The organism is Edaphobacter bradus (genome assembly GCF_025685645.1).
Lineage (GTDB): Bacteria > Acidobacteriota > Terriglobia > Terriglobales > Acidobacteriaceae > Edaphobacter > Edaphobacter bradus.
The window spans coordinates 15,078-30,766 of record NZ_JAGSYF010000006.1; the positions used below are offsets into that span (position 1 = coordinate 15,078).

Genomic DNA, 15,689 nt, shown 5'->3' on the forward strand with positions numbered 1-15,689 from the left:
CCCGTGAAGAGTAGAGGTCGACTGTATAGAAACAGGGGCACAAATGAGGGCACTCTCGTTTTCGGAAAGTGCTCCCTATAAGCCTTTTCGTTTCCCACCGCTCCGGCTAACGCTATGATTCCATGGATCTTCAGTAGATTGACACGGTAGAAGTCTGCGCCCCCCAAACAGCCGCCGAATGTGCCTTTCGTCTCACATCGCTCCGTCTGTCACAGTGACATGTCGAGGACTAGACAAAGGTCAGGCGCCGGTAAAAGCGGACAAAAAGTGGACCGAAAACATGTTCAACTAGCAAATCGCGCTGATAACTTAGATACTTAGATTGAGATCAGTCAGGGTCTGCAAAACCTTTATGCGTCGGTTCGATCCCGACCCGCGCCTCCATAATATTTCAGCGACTTAGCTCCCGATAGGGGGCTTCGCTATTTAACCAGTGTGGGGACTTTTGTGGGGACCCTATGCATTCGCGAACATTATCGACAATTCGGGCAGTTCTGGCCGATGCACCGCAGTCACCGAAAATCGCGTTTTCTGTGCACTTCGCTTCTTCGCTAATTGAACGACTGTTCTACCCAAAGGATCTGAATCACCATTAGCCGCGCCGCCGCTTACGCCGGTTACATTGACTACTTTACACATGCCGACTTATCAGTACTGACTGCAGGGCATATGGTTGAAGCGCTTCAAAGGGTGCGTTATGTTAGGCTTATCGCAAACCCAATGACCCCTTACAGTAGTAGCAGTGCATCCTAAAGATGCTGCAATGGTGACGGCTTCCTGAATCAGCGGTTCGCGTTCAATTGGCGCTGGTCCCGCAATGGCGAGCCAATCGGCAATATCGATATTTGCCCGCAGGAGGACCACATAACGCTGTCCTACCGCCACCGCAGAGACGGCCAAGACTGGGAAAGCAAAGAATACTCCGTTCAATTGGAACGCACCCGCTGCCACTACGGTGGCGAGCGCGTCTGGTTTCGCTGCCCTGCTCTGGGATGCGGTTGACGTGTGGCCGTCCTTTACGGAGGCCCGGTTTTCGCTTGCCGACATTGCTACCGATTGGCCTATTCGAGCCAGCGTCAATCCTTCAGTGACCGCGCGGCGGCGCGCGTGGAGGCTATCCGAGAGCGTTTAGGCGGATGGGGCACGATCTTTGACCCGACTCCCTGGAGACCCAAAGGCATGCATCGCACCACCTACCGGCGTCTCGTTTGGAAGTATGAGACTGCCCGTTATGACTCTGTCGTTGAGTTTGCGGCTCGCATGGGGATGCTGCCAAATGACGCGCTAGAACTTGGCTGATGGCGCTGTCCTCGCGCGCGGCTGGCGCTCTTCCCTCACCGATGCTGACATCATCCACAACCTCAGTAATCGGAAGCGAGGTCCTTTAAATGGGCTGCCGCAAAACCCTCAAGAATCAATGCGAAGTCGAGGGGCGCTCCTGATTGACGATTTGGAAGAATACAGATGCGTTGTTCGAGCTTGGTGATCCATGCTCCCAGCGGATGACGCTGCCTGTCGCAGGTCTGCACGCAGGATCGGGCTCCATGGATCAGTAGTCTTCGAAGATAGATGTTTCCCCGTTTACTGATACCGAGCAGCGTCGTCTTCCCGCCGGTGGAATACTCTCGTGGCACGAGTCCAAGCCACGCTGCAAAGAAGCGCCCGTTGGTAAACTGGTGACCGTTGCCGGCTGAGGCTTCAAGAGCACTGGCCGCAAGCGGTCCGATGCCGGGCACGGTCATGAGTCGTCGGGCTGTGTCGCTGTACTGGACGCTGCGCTGAATCTGCTTCGATCTTCAATCCTGGCCTCCAAGAGCTTGAAATCGTTCCATAGTTCCCCAAGCAAGGTACGTATCGAGGGCGGTAACTCGTTGGTCTCATCTCCGAGAACTCGAGGAATGTCCATCCTGAATACGCCAGCTCCTTGCCGAACCGCAATGCCGAACTGTCATGGTGTGGAAGGGAGTTCCGGAACAATATCCGTTCGGATAATGGCCCGGAGTTCGTCGCCAAAGACCTGCGCAAATGGCTTGCCGACCAGCGCCCAATGGTGCTATTGGGGCAGCAAGCGCAGTGCATTTTCTCGATAGACAAGTCTCAAAACGTCATCTGGCAAGAACAATCCATAGATTTGCCAGCGACCCTGCCGGGAGGCGTGCGAGGGGTATTCAAAATACTCATCCGCGGTCTCAAGAAAGCGAAAATGCAAGCGATACATGTTTGGCTCAGGCACCAGGTCGGTTCCAAACAGAATGCGATCAGCGTGCTTCAGAAAGAAGTCGCGCGCAGTATAAGGCTGGCGGCCCAGCTCTGCTGCACGTGCACCGATATCCACATAAAGGTTGGGATGCTGGTTGAGCAGCTCACTCACATAGGAAAGCTTTTCCGAGCGTTCCGCCACGTGAGCGGCAACGAATGTTGTTCGGGGATGCCGCGCAAATACCTTGTCCCTCTGCCGCAGAAGCTGCTCTTTGCTGAAATGCGAACCATGGAAGCTCCACTCCGGATGCGCTGCCAGCTCTTCGTACCGTTCGTTTTCCCCGTCAATGGGAAAGAAGAATGCATCCGGGTCTGCCGTGTGAAACATGATCGGCACTTTGAGTTCCGCTGCCTTCTCAAACAATGGCGCCAGTCGCTCGTCGTCGACCTGCAACATCTCACCGGCTGAATCCCGGAGGCTAGTACCCAAGTCTTTCCAGATCTTCAAGCCACAAGCGCCCTGCTCCACCAACTTCTCCAAGCGATCGACAGACCGGGAGAAGAAGCCCGGGGCATGCATGTCCGTCCAATCCATCCATGCGATGGTCGAGAAGCGATCAGGCGCCTCTGCGTTAAAGCGCTTGATAACGGCGACCGCTTCGCTGCCGACTTTCATGGTGATGTTGACGATACGTTCGATGCCACACACGTCCATAACCTTTAAGACCGCAGCCGGATCCTGTGCATCGAGATGATTGTGGTAATCGATTGCCGGAAACTTTGCTTGCTGTATCTCGTTGACAGGCGTAACGAGCATGGATCGCGGTTGAAACTCACCGAGAGGCAGGTTGACCTCTGCCTTGGCGCTCACCATGGCGATGAACTTGTCTTGAGATTCCGCGTGTTTACTCATCTTCCGTTGTCCCTTGTTCGCCCAACCGGCTGAACATCGTGCGCAGATCCTTATATCCTTTCACCGCGACAATTGCGGTGATAACCGAAAACGAACCTCCCGCTATTACCAGCCAAATGGTCCAAAAAGCCAGCCAAGCGTTCATTCGGCCTCCATGAATGCGGGTTGGACCTGGCTTGCCGCCACGCGAGTGCCTTTACTGACCAGCGAACCAAAGATGAGGCCCAGTGCGGCCAGACCAAATGCGCAAAAGCCTGTGACATTCTCGCTCCAATGTAGAAAGAAGAAGGGAATGATGGCGCCGGCAGCTCCCATCAGCATGGCCAGATACCCGCCTGTCGTGCTCGCGCGTTTCCAGTACAGCCCGCCAACCACGCAGATGAACGTACCCGCGAGATAGATAGTCCCTGTGATGTTCAGGTAAAGGTAAACCGCCCCTGGTGGCGTGTAATACAAGCCCCAGAACATCAAAAACACTCCGACGAACAGATTAGCGAGACGGTTAACGAAGATCTGGCTGCGCGAGCTGAGAGGTGGTCTGCCCATTTTTTCGCGAATGGGCAGGATGATGTCCTGCGAAATCACGGCACTCCAACCAAGCAGGTAGGAGCTGTTCACTGACATCGTCGCGGCCAGCATGCCCGCAACCACAATCCCCTTAATGCCCGGACCAAGAATGTTCGCCAGCATAGCGGGCATGGCGTCAATGGGCGCAAGTGTTTGCCCATTCACTACAGGGAGGGGAACACCATTGCTGAGGGCGCCAACGCCGAACAGTGTAAGGGCCGCGGCTCCCCACAGCATGGGAAGGATCCCTCTGCCCAGATAAATAAAGCCGGTCCAGGTCATCACGCGCTTGGAAGTGTCAGGGCTCTTTGTGGAGAACATTCGCATGGCGGTGGTCTGCCAACAGGTGTGAATTGAGAACCAGAGCAGAACTTGCCATATCAGGAAGGTGAAGCCGAATTTTGGGTTTTGAACGGGGTTGAAACCTGCGCTTCCCATTGTCGATGAGACTTTTACGACAATGTTGTGCCAACCGGCGTGATAAACGGCATATACCGATATCAGAATCGTGGCCACCGACAGCAGCACGTATTGGATGAAATCGGTAATGACCACTGCCACCATGCCACCGACGACCGTGTACAAAAGTTCCAACAGGAGGATGGCAGTCATCACGCCAACCAGATACCTGACGTCGATGCCGCTGACAATGGTCAGAAATTCGCCTTCAATCTTGAGAAAGACGCCCATGTTCAGGATGCCGCCGACAGCGACCAGAACACCTGCCAGCAACCGCAGTCCGCGGCTGTACTTGCGTTCAAAGTACTCAGGCACGGTCATCAGCTTCAACTGGCGAAAACGGGCGATGACCAGGCCGGTTCGTCCCACGATGATCATTACGATCCCGGAGATCAGCGCGGCAGCAAAGGCAGCAAAACCGTACTTGTAACCAAGCTCGCCGTTGTACATGAACGTGATCGTGCCAATCTCGGTGGCCGCCAGGGTGGCGATACCCGCATATGTGCCTAGTTCCCGTCCCGCGACGAGGTAGTGTGCGACATTGCCGATGTATTTTTTCCCCAAGAGTCCGACGAAAACGGACACTATGAGATAGCCGACGACGATGCACCAGTCAATGGCGGCGAAGTGCATTTAGAACTCCTGCCCCTGAGAATTTAGAACGACTTTCGTGGTGTCACTCGCCTCACCTCGCTCTTGGAGAAAATTCGCGAGCTGAGACTGAGTTGGCTGTCCAGTCGTGCCTCCAACCTGGAGCGTGGACATGGCGCCGCAGGCGTTTCCGGTCTGCAAACAGAGGGAAAGATCTCCGCCCCTCATATAAGCATCGATGAATCCGGCGGCGAAGCTATCGCCCGCTCCAGTTGTGTCAATCGCCTGTACTGGGAATCCCGGTTCGAATGCGATCTTTCCGTGCTGAATTGCCATGGCCCCAAGCGAGCCGCGTTTGATGACGACGCATGGAGCGTTGGCACCTAGCCAGCCGAGCGCTTTTTCAACGTCCGCTTCCCTGCTCAACTGCTGTGCCTCGGTTTCGTTCACGAACAGGATGTCAGTCTGCGAAACTACGTCCCAAATGTCCGGCCGCCAGGACTGTGAGGGGTCAGAGTTCGGATCAAACGAAGTCGTGAGCCCCATCTTGCGTGCCTCGCGAAAAATAGTTGGGAACGAAGGGCGAAGCGCATGCTGAAGAAACAGTGAAGTCATGTGCAAGTGACGATGGCCCTTCAATATGCCGAGGGGAACCTCCTCCAGTTTTAATTCGGCAATCGCACCCAGGTAAGTGACGAGAGCTCGATCCTGGTTTGTACTGAGGGAGATGGTTACCCCAGTCATGCTCGCTCGATTCACTTGAACGTAGTCGACCGAGATGCTCAGGTCTTCGAGCGCCTGCTTGCAGTAGCGACCAAAATCATCGGCACCTACCTTGCTGATGAATGTAACCGGGTGTCCCAATCGCCGAATCCCGCTGGCGAAGATCGCCGAGGCGCTGCCCAGCGTGATCTGAAAACCTTGAGCAAGAATTTCGTGGCCGAGGATGGGCACGGTCTCCAGGCCACTGGCGACCAAATCGACGTTGAGCTCCCCAATGACAACAACTCCACCGTTCCTGCTTACCATCCGTTCCCTTTCGTATGGCTTCATGCCTATTTTCTGCAAATCGCGATTAATGCTTACTGCATCGATCAAATTATCGTCACGCGAACTTCATCACGTAGCCTCGATACATCGGCTGCGTTCAACAATCCCGGTGATTCCGCAAGACAGTTTGCCGCTCCGCAGGCTGCCGCGATCCGGATTGTTTCTTCCGGTGCCAACCCGAGCGACATCGAATATGCGAACGCTGCAACCACTGCGTCGCCCGAGCCGACGGCGGAACGCATCGCAATAACTGGAGGCGTTGCGTAATACACCGGAGCATCTTTGGCTGGACACCAAACCAAGCCTTCCCTGCCAAGACTGACGGCAGCACTTTTGGCACCTTTCGCCAGCAAGTACCGTACGGCGTCGGCACCCGATCGCACGCACGAGATCGCGGCGCCAATCAGCCATTCTGCTTCATCGCGATTTGGTTTTACAAAATCCAGACCATGTTCGAGCGCCTTGCGGAGCGGGGCACCGCTGGTGTCCAGGAGCACTTTGCAAGAAGCAGCCTGCGCCTGCCGGATGAGGGTCGCATAAAACCCATTGTCCACACCAGGTGGGAGGCTGCCAGACAAGACAACATGGGCGCGTTCTTTGCCTTTCGCGAATATTAGATCGCAGGCACCTTGAAGCGACTTGACCTCTGCGACGGACACCGCCGGACCTGGTTCAAGAATTTCCGTCACCGTGCCATCATCGGCGATTATCTCCAGGTTGATCCGGGTTGGCTGCTGAATGGGAATCGCATGGACATCGATACCAAGTTTCTTCAACCCATCCAGGAGCATTTCACCACTGTGGCCGCCAACGAAACCCAGCCACAGCGGATCGGCCTTCAAGGTCCGCAGCGTCATGGCAACGTGCGCGGCTTTGCCTCCGGGGGCCGGGCTTGCTTCGATGGCGCGATTCACCGCGCCGAGCGTAAGGTTCGGCACTCGCAAGCGCTTGTCAATCGCCGGATTGGGGCTTATGCATATGAACATCGACACAGTCCATGGACAGCTGCTACCAGGAGACGCGAACCGCTTGTGGAACGTCCAGCTGGAGAATCATACCTGGCTTGCTTTGATTGATCCAGTATGCTGGCTCGCCCTCCGTGACCCATTGTTGTCCTGACCAACGCCCCCGTTCTACTTGGACGTTTTTCAGCATTGGCCAACGAAACGTTGCATTCTCGAGCGAGACGTTGACGCGATAACCCACAAATAGAAATTCGTGATCGGAGAGTTGAATCACGATCGCCTGGCCATTCTGAGCACCCGAGACCGCGACACTGGATCCGTTGACCTCTTCTGTTTGCGAGAAAGACTCTCCTGGCGAGTTCGCCATGAAGACTTTCAGCTTGTCGGAGCCGGCATAATAGGAAATCTGCGCCAGCGCCTTGGATAATGAAGAATACGTATCCCGCAACATCCATGCTCCGTTCGCCAGAGTGCCGTCGGGTAGGACGTAAGGCTGGAAGTCCTCAGGATAGGAATCGGTGAGCGCCCACGGCGCGAAAATTGGTGCTCCGAATTGTCCCACTGCCAGATACGCCAGGCGAGAAGCTGTTGGACTGTTGCCGCTATTGGTTTCAGTGATTGCAGGCAGGTTGCGGCTGACGCGGTAACGAAGAAACGGCTTACGCAATTCGTCGACGGTCGCCTCTGAAGGTTTCGCGCAGCTGTTGTCAGGGCGCCACTCGCCACAGAAGTAGGAGTTCACTCCGATGAAAGATAAATTAGGGCAATTCTTTAAGTAGGTGGGCACATCCTCACCGGGCGCACCGCCCACCATCCAGTCGGCGACATTTCCTCCTACAAAGTTTAAGAAGAATGGAAGTGGGTATACGTCAGCTCCTGCGTCAGTAAGACGACGAATCCAGTTGTAGCTTAAATTCCATGCGCTGTAGTGCAGGTCGTCCGCAAAACCCCGTTCACGAAACTTTTGGTTTGAAGCCGGTGAATGATCTCGCCAAAGTTTGGTGTTGGTCCGGTCCCATCCAAATACCGCAATTTCATTTTCCACCTGAATCATCACTACTGTGTGCGACACAGAATCCACTTCCTTTAGGTGCTGCATCAGTGCACGAAAGGCAGCTACCTCCCGCGCAAGAATCGGTTCGTAGTCGTAGGATGCGACATTGTGGTGCGCCACCCCGTCCTCATCTACGGCGCGGGGGTAGGTCTTCTCATCTTCAATAACGTACATCGGAGCGTAGACATCTCCCGCCAGGTTCGCGTAGAGGGTACCGTCGCCGCTGGCATAGTGGCCGAACCAGTTCAAGACCAGTTTCAGGTGATGTTTCTCTGCCATGTGCTTGGCGTGATCTACGTAAGAGAAATCGAACGCTCCTTGTTTGGGCTCGACCATCGACCACTTGACCGGCACTTTCAGCGTGTTCAGTCCCATCTTCTCGGAGGCAGGATAGAGATAGTCATAGCTCGCAAACGTTTTCTCATATCTGCCATAAACGAGATCCCACCATGGGATCTCGACTGCCAGGACGGTGAATGGCATCCCGTCTACGTAGAGAACCTTGCGGCTCCCCACAGCCTCGAAATGGGGAAGCAAATTCTGGCCGGACGGAATTTGCCATCCATCACGATTGTCAGTTTTAGGCAGTAGATCTGCGGCACGCTGAGTCTGTGCGGGCAAGAGAATGGAAGCAAGGCTGAACCACGCGAGCATTGAAGCGAGACGAAATTGAAGGAAACTGGTTTTCATTTCGCACCTGATTGACGGTTCCGTGTGATAGTATCACAGCGTCATGAAAACGTTTGCCCAAAATTTCTATTCTCGCACTCGAATTTCATTTCTGATATGTGCATTGGCATGGCTAACCTTGTCGACCGTACAAGTCAGGGCGGCGGCAGACTCTGACGCTTCCTCTTCCCACGATGTTGGCGAGCGTCCGCGCTTCACAGTCACCCAGCAGGATGGAATCGACTGGCTGGTCCGGCCCAATGGCGAACGTTTCTTTTCCTTCGGGTCCAATTGTGTGGGCCAAGGGATTTTGCAGGCGTCCTATAACCCCAAGAATCCAGGTTACGCGGCTTGGCAGCATTATCCCGATAGCAACAGTTGGGCAAAAACTACGTTGGATCGGCTTCAGTCCTGGGGGCTAACAACGATCGGAGGCTGGAGCGATCTGCAGGTCTTACGGCAGTGCAGCAACATGAACATGGGAATGGTTGCCGTTCTACACCTTGGTTCGACTTCTGGCGCACCGTGGTTCGACATGTGGGACCCTAAAGTCATTGCCAAGATTGACGACACTGCGCGTGCGCAAATCGTTCCCCTGCGTGACGACCCACGGGTTATCGGCTACTTCAGCGATAACGAACTGGGCTGGTGGAACGCATCCTTGTTCCAAATAACCTTGGCGCAGCCGGCGACCAGCGAACAGCGTCGGCGTTTAGTGCAATTGCTGCACGAGATCTATCACAACAATTGGGAAGAACTGAGCGCGGATTTTGTTCCAGAAAAGGCGGGCAACTGGCCCGAACTCGAGCAACACGGCCAGCTCTATCTGCGCCCAGGCGGTCATGGCATTGCAACCATGCGACGCGCTCTTGGCATGCTCGCCGCGCGCTACTACTCTCTCGTACACGACATCATCCGCAAGTATGATCCGCAGGCACTGGTCCTTGGGGATCGATACCAATCGTTTTATTTTCCGGAAGTCGCAAGCGCTGCGGCCCCCTATGTAGACATCATCTCAAGCAATCTTAGTGCCGCTTGGAACGATGGCACCTTTCCGCGATTCTTTCTTACAACATTACACTCATTGACCGGTAAACCGATCCTGGTGAGCGAGTTCTACATGGCCGCACGACAAAACCGCAGCGGCAATCAAAACGACAGTACCGTTTACCCGCTTGTAGAAACGCAGCAGGAACGCGCTGACGGTTTTCGAAATACTATGACCGCGCTGGCGAGAACTCCCTATGTTGTGGGCGCTGACTGGTTTCAGTATTACGACGAACCAACTCACGGCCGCGACGACGGTGAAAACTTTAACTTTGGTTTCGTCGACATTCACGATCGCCCCTACGACCCGCTGGTCAAGGCGGCCGCTGGACTACAGTTGACCAGTCGTAAGACACACCCATTGTTGAATCGACCAAATGCGTCGCTAGGAGTACCGCCCGCACCGTCTGATCCGCTGGGACAATTCCAGCTGACTCTCGCTCTGAAGAACTGGGATCGTGAACGAGGATTCGTTGAGCCGGCTTCGGACAAGCCCTTGGCCGATCTGTATATTTCCTGGGATCAGCATGCGATCTACCTGGGCTTGTACGCACAGGACATGATCGAAGACGCCTACTATCAAGACAAAAAAATCCACCCCGACGATCGCCCCGAGTGGACGGTCACCCTCGGTCCGTCACACAAAGAAATTCGAGCCCGAGTCGGCGCAAGCATGGTGGCAACCGTCAACGAGCCAAGTGTCCAGGTTGTCACCGTTCAGGGCAAGAACCTGAGAGTACAGAACGTAGCTGCCATGCGATTGCCGGCACAGCTGTTCGGCAAGGAAAGTTTCCATGCCGGAGACAAGGTTGAAATCGCTTCTGACTTGGCTGCGTATCTCGATGCCTACCAGGTATCGTGGAAAGGCACGTTCACACTCGCAGGCAAGTAAGCGAGACAATTCGGCTGGTTAACAAGTGCTGATAATCATAATTTGCTCGCGATGGCTCTTCTCCTTGCAGGTTGGTGATCTATCTTTCCTAGCACATGCGCGGTGCTCGAACGTCGTCACATCTGGGCCGAAGCCGATCCGGGCGCTGGATGAACACCCCAAAGCCGCAGATCTATTTTTTGCTACTGATGCTTGCGACGAGTTCAAAGCAATGAGGCTTCGGCTGTGATGCGCTGCGCGCCTGAGCGATCAATTCATCTTCCAACGTATCCAATCTGTCCATCGCTTCACGAACATGCGGCGAGTTCTCGTGCCATAGAGGAACTTGTAATCCCTGCCACCGCACCCGATGAACCGTGTAGTGCCGCAAGGTGAGGCGATATACATCGAGTGCCTGCCGGAGCATCGGTGTGGTAATCCAAGCCAAATTCACACCCTCTGCAAGCTCCTCTCTAGTCCAATTGCCGACCTCCTCGCCATCGATCTTGAGCGTATATCGCGCGGCTGGCAGCCCGGTCACCTTCAGCGGTTCCTGGTCCATGTTACTAACCAAGTCGGAAGAGCGGGCCACCAAGGCCATCACCGGGTCCTGCCAATTGATCGGAAGAGGCAGAGCTTTGTCTTCTTGGGTCCAAGAAAGCGACTTCTTGTCGAAGTCAGATATGTGTGTATTGTCCGCTCTGAAGATGCGTCCGTGCGCCGCATCGATCTCCACTGCGCTTACGGTTGACGAAGCGTGCCAGGTCGTTAGCAGCGCGGCTGCCATTACGAGGTGGCCAGCTTCGGTGGGGTGAATCCTATCGTCGATGATCTTTTGAGCTAACGCGCGATCGATGGTATTGGCGTTTTGTAGCACCGCCACCAGGGGTGCGTTCATGTCAACCACACCGAGATGTTGCTGTTCGGCCAGCTCGCGCACCAACTGCCCATAACGCAGCAGCACGGCATTGTATCCGCCTTCAAATTGAGACGGCCATGTCACATCGTCGAACGGAGACGGCTGGAGCAACGTAATTCGGAGGTCGGAGAACCCAGCATGCAATGAGTCCAGCAGGTGCTGGTAACCCTTGCGATAGCCGTCGAAAAGCGCAGGATCGAACTTCCGATAGTTGCCATCGTTCATCCCAAGCATCACCGTTACAACCGTGGGTCGGTGTGCGATCACATCCCTCGCCAGGCGCTGGTCGATGGCGCCCCCCTCTCCACCCACCACCCAGTCGCCAGCCCAGCCGGAATCGGTGAACTGCACATTCAGATACGGATAACGTGTCGCAACATAGGTTTCGATAAAAGCCGGGTAGTAAGCCTGCTGGGTTATGCTGTCACCGTAGAACACTACGCGATCTTCGGTTTTTAGATAAAAATTATCTTGTGCGTACCCCGGGACCGCGAAACTGAAAATGAGTTGAGGCGCAATCCAAGCTGCAGCAGAAGTCCACTTCCAGGTTTTCATAGGCACCACTCTCTCCATGGTCACAACAAACCCACGTGTCTGGGCAAACTTAGGCTGCTGATGGGCGTCTGGCAAAGAACAAGAAAAGTAAGCAGATGATCGCAAAAAGTCCGAGGCAGCCCGTATTGGCGGGCTGCCCCGGGTATGGGGTTAGAAATCAAGCCGTACAGCAAACTGTCCGGTACGCGGTTGATCATTCACTCCATAAATTTGGCCGAAATCTGCTGCACCAATCGTAGCCTGAATGCCTCCGCATCCATTGATACTGTAGCTGTGGCGATTGAAGAGGTTGTAGAACTCAGTACGGAACGAAAGCCGTGCTTCGGGACCTACAGAAAAGTTCTTCTGCAGGCTGGAGTCTTCGTGGGCACCACCGGGGCACCGAAGTTGAGAGATGGCCATCGGTCCTTTGCCCAATTGGCCAAAAGCCGGCTGGCTGACCACGCTCTGCGGCATGTAACAGGGAGTGTTCGCGAGGCAGTTACTTTGGACCGATGGAAATTTATTGGGATCGTTGGGACCCGTGAAACCGTTCAGGTTCCAATTCGGGTAGAAATTCCCCCATTGCGGCCACAATGGATTCTGGGTACCCACCCGGAAAGGCTGGCCGGAGGTGTATAGAACTACTCCGCTTGCCTGCCATCCACCCACGATCCCATTCAAAATGCGGTTTGTATTCTTCAGCCAATACTGGCCTTTGCCGAATGGGAGCTGGTAAGTGACAAAGCCCTTAACCACGTGGGTTATGTCATACCCAGTGATTGTGTGAGCCTCCTGGCCCATGTGGGAGAAGTCCTGGATTGCTGTGTAAAAGCCGTTACCCTCTTGCTGAGCAGACCAGCTGTTACCCTCCTGGCGTGACCAGGTGTAGCTCGTGTCCATGGTCAGATTGCCGCCTGCGTGTTTCACAACGTCGACAACCATGGAGTCGTAATAGCTTTGCCCTGATGGCAGACCGACATACAGCAGATTCGGGTAGTACCAGTAATTCGACATCGCCTGCGCCAACTGCGGGAAGGGTGCAATCGCGGACAGCAGCGGCCCGCAGAATCCGGTATAGGGATATTGCACGCCATAGCTCGCGGCATCAGCCGCGCTGCACACATAGTGATTGAATCCGTTCAGATCCGGATTCTGGGCGGCCAGACGCAACATGGTCGAAGTGGGTCCCTCGTTGTAAGCGAGCGAGCTATCGCTTAGCCGGTGTCCACGGTTACCTACATACGCGGCTTCCACCCTCATTGTAGGGGTCAGTTCATATTGCACGCCAAGATTGAAGGCGTCACTGTAGCCTACACGTAGCGCTCTAGGATCCACGGACGTTAATGGGAACAGCGTGGTCGGATCCACGTTCTTGTTGCCTGGCTTAAAGACGCCGGGATAACCGTTGTCCCAATTGAACGGCGTACCTACAATGTTCGTTCCTTGGAAACCGGGTGCAAAGCCATTAAACACACCCGTAAAGTAGGGTACGGGGGGCGGATTGAAAATCATGCTGAACGCACCGCGGAAAACAACTTTCGACCAGGGAGAATAAGCCAAACCAATGTGCGGCCCAAAATTTGTGGCGTATTCGTTCTTTTCGAAGCTATCGCTGCCATCCTTGGCAAAGACTAGCGCACCCGGAATCCCCAGCTTAGGATCAATCGCCTTCAAGTCAAAGTTGGCCCAATGCCCGTATTTTTCGTGGAAACGGAAGTTATAGTCCCAGCGCAGGCCCGCGCTTAGGGTGAGTTTGGGAGTAATCTTGTAGCTGTCCTGGGCAAACAGCGACATGGTTTTGGCCCGGCCATAGAGGTTGAAGGGTGTGGTCTGGCTTGCTGTGCTTACATCTCCCAGCAGGAAGCTGGCAAAACCAAATCCCACAAACTGGCTGTACCCAGCGCTTGGGGCACCCGTGGCGTTGTTATCGAAGCCGAAAGAAAGCGCACCATTACCGCTGTGGCTATTGATTTGGCGGGCGCGAAAATCGCCACCCAAGCTGATGTTATGCCGGCCTTTCGTCCAGGTCAAGGTATCGCCGGCGATAAACGTCGCACCGGAAAAATCGCCCTGGGATTTGTTACCGATGTAGGTTTCATTGTAGCCGTTGACATCGTTTCCAAACGAGATCCCAGGAAAATTCTTCGAACCTGTATTACCGAAGCCGAGTTGTTGATTCCAATCGCCTGGCGTAGTTGTCTGGTCTCCTTGCCAGTCGTAGTTGTAGGTGAGATTCACCACATTCAGCAAAGTAGGAGAAAATGTGTGTGACTCGCTCACTCGGAATTGATGCGAACGAAAGAAGTTGTTGCGCGACGTGGAAAACGGGCCGCCATCGGTGGTTCCTGCTTCCCAGAGGCCACCGCTGTCGACCAGAACTCGCGGGATGCGATTGTAAGTCCACGAACCGGACAACCGGTCACGTTCGGTGAGCAAGTGGTCCAACTTGACGACAGCCTGGTTTGAAGTCTGGCTCGGACTGCCGATCGGAAAGCGTGAGTTGGCAATGAGGTCGGCCCGCTGCGGCGCATAGTGCTTCTGATACATCCCGATGATTTTCTGCGACACGCTGCTAATGCGGTTGGCGGGAATCGCATTGCCAGTGAATTGATTGCCAGTCACCGGATCAAAAATCATCCCTTCCTGGAGCAGAACGGATTGTCCGGCGTTGTTCAAGACTGTAACTGGTGTGGTCCCCGCCCCGCAACCGGGCGCTACACTGCCATCGCTTTGGGTGCAAAGCTGCGGACCGAGCAGCGCACCGAAATTTCCGCTCAGGAACTGGGCGGTTGGAACCGTACCCGAGTATCCTCCGAGGCGACGATCAATTTGACTGTAGCGCTCCCAAGTGCCAAAGAAAAACGTCTTGTTCTTGATGATCGGCCCGCCAAGACTGCCGCCAAAATCCCACGCCCTCTTTTTGTCCTTGGGCAGCCCCTGATTGTCGTTATTCCAAGTATTGGCATTCAGCAACTCGTTAACGCCATAGAGAAAGCCCGAACCATGGAGCTGATTGGTGCCCGACTTGAGGTTGAACGACATGACACCCCCGCCGGTGATGGCACTTTGAGCATCCAGTCCGCTGGTCTGCGCCTGCAATTCTTGTACTGCTTCCATGCTCGGGCCGTTCAACATCGAGTTCCCTTGAATGTCACCTGTACCCGAGGTTCCGTCTATGGTGTAGTCCTTCACAAACCACTGGCCGCCGTTGATAACAGCGCCGTAGGGACTGCTGATTGGGGAATAGCCAGGAGTCAAAGCAACGGCGAAGTTTTCTACCGAACGCCCGCCACCATAAATGCTCAGCGGGAGGTTGTTCACTACATCGTTGTTCATGTCGGTGCCGAACGTTGGCTTTTCAAGATCCAGAATCGGCGTCGTAGCGGTAACCTCGACCGAGTCCGAGGTAGCGCCCACTTTGAGGGAGGCATCAATCCGGGCAACCTGGGTCGACGCCAACGTGACGGCGCTGCGTCTCAGTGTTTCGAATCCATTCTTTTTGAATTCCAGCGCATATCGCCCGGGGAAAAGGTTGGGGATTACATAGATGCCATTGCCCGTCGACACTGCCGCGGTGGGAATGTTGGTATCGACATTCATGGCCATCACTTCCACGTCTGCAACGACCGCACCCGTGCTATCTGTGATCGTGCCCGTGATGGAAGCACGGTTGGCCTGCGCCGACAACTGGCCGGCAGCCAGGAAAAAGTAACCGATTGCTACAATAAGCAACCACGCATTGCTCCGATGTCTCGGCATCTAAAAAACCCTCCCGCAACGTTGCTAGAGCTGAGTAAACGTTTGCTTTTAATGGTCGCGCACACCATAACAAAAATCTATTCTAAGTA

Annotated in this window: 10 protein-coding genes; 1 reads left to right on the top strand and 9 read right to left on the bottom strand. The window is 54.7% G+C overall.

Annotated features, from left to right (window positions below; translation table 11 throughout):
• Positions 1-1,361: 1,361 nt before the first annotated feature.
• From OHL16_RS20415 to OHL16_RS18730, 7 genes are all read right to left on the bottom strand, one after another.
• Positions 1,362-1,742, bottom strand: coding sequence for a transposase (locus tag OHL16_RS20415; protein ID WP_396127224.1), 381 nt, complete (start codon positions 1,740-1,742; stop codon positions 1,362-1,364).
• A 311-nt stretch (positions 1,743-2,053) separates the two neighbouring features.
• Positions 2,054-3,112 (bottom strand): amidohydrolase family protein, encoded by a 1,059-nt coding sequence (locus OHL16_RS18705; protein ID WP_263368726.1) that lies wholly within the window; start codon positions 3,110-3,112, stop codon positions 2,054-2,056.
• Entirely contained in the window at positions 3,105-3,257 is a 153-nt protein-coding gene (locus OHL16_RS18710) for a hypothetical protein (protein WP_263368727.1), read from the bottom strand. The genes OHL16_RS18705 and OHL16_RS18710 overlap by 8 nt, the downstream gene beginning before the upstream one ends.
• Positions 3,254-4,771: a sodium:solute symporter family protein gene (locus OHL16_RS18715; protein WP_263368728.1), complete on the bottom strand. Its 1,518-nt coding sequence runs from the start codon at positions 4,769-4,771 to the stop codon at positions 3,254-3,256. Before OHL16_RS18715 ends, OHL16_RS18710 begins: the two co-directional genes overlap by 4 nt.
• Complete coding sequence (locus OHL16_RS18720; protein WP_263368729.1) at positions 4,772-5,827, bottom strand: carbohydrate kinase family protein; 1,056 nt, start codon at positions 5,825-5,827, stop codon at positions 4,772-4,774.
• On the bottom strand, positions 5,824-6,765 hold the full coding sequence (locus OHL16_RS18725) for a 1-phosphofructokinase family hexose kinase (RefSeq protein WP_263368804.1): 942 nt from the start codon (positions 6,763-6,765) through the stop codon (positions 5,824-5,826). The genes OHL16_RS18720 and OHL16_RS18725 overlap by 4 nt, the downstream gene beginning before the upstream one ends.
• A 22-nt stretch (positions 6,766-6,787) precedes the next feature.
• Positions 6,788-8,488, bottom strand: a complete 1,701-nt coding sequence (locus tag OHL16_RS18730; protein WP_263368730.1) for a DUF5597 domain-containing protein — start codon at positions 8,486-8,488, stop codon at positions 6,788-6,790.
• Positions 8,489-8,531: 43 nt separating this feature from the next.
• Between OHL16_RS18730 and OHL16_RS18735 the strand changes: the two genes are divergently transcribed.
• Complete coding sequence (locus OHL16_RS18735) at positions 8,532-10,406, top strand: hypothetical protein (RefSeq protein WP_263368731.1); 1,875 nt, start codon at positions 8,532-8,534, stop codon at positions 10,404-10,406.
• A 172-nt stretch (positions 10,407-10,578) separates the two neighbouring features.
• Here OHL16_RS18735 and OHL16_RS18740 read toward each other — a convergent pair whose 3' ends face one another.
• Both OHL16_RS18740 and OHL16_RS18745 read right to left on the bottom strand, forming a co-directional pair.
• Positions 10,579-11,859: an SGNH/GDSL hydrolase family protein gene (locus OHL16_RS18740; protein WP_263368732.1), complete on the bottom strand. Its 1,281-nt coding sequence runs from the start codon at positions 11,857-11,859 to the stop codon at positions 10,579-10,581.
• Between the two features lie 150 nt (positions 11,860-12,009).
• Positions 12,010-15,573, bottom strand: a complete 3,564-nt coding sequence (locus tag OHL16_RS18745) for a carboxypeptidase regulatory-like domain-containing protein (protein WP_263368733.1) — start codon at positions 15,571-15,573, stop codon at positions 12,010-12,012.
• Positions 15,574-15,689 lie beyond the last annotated feature (116 nt).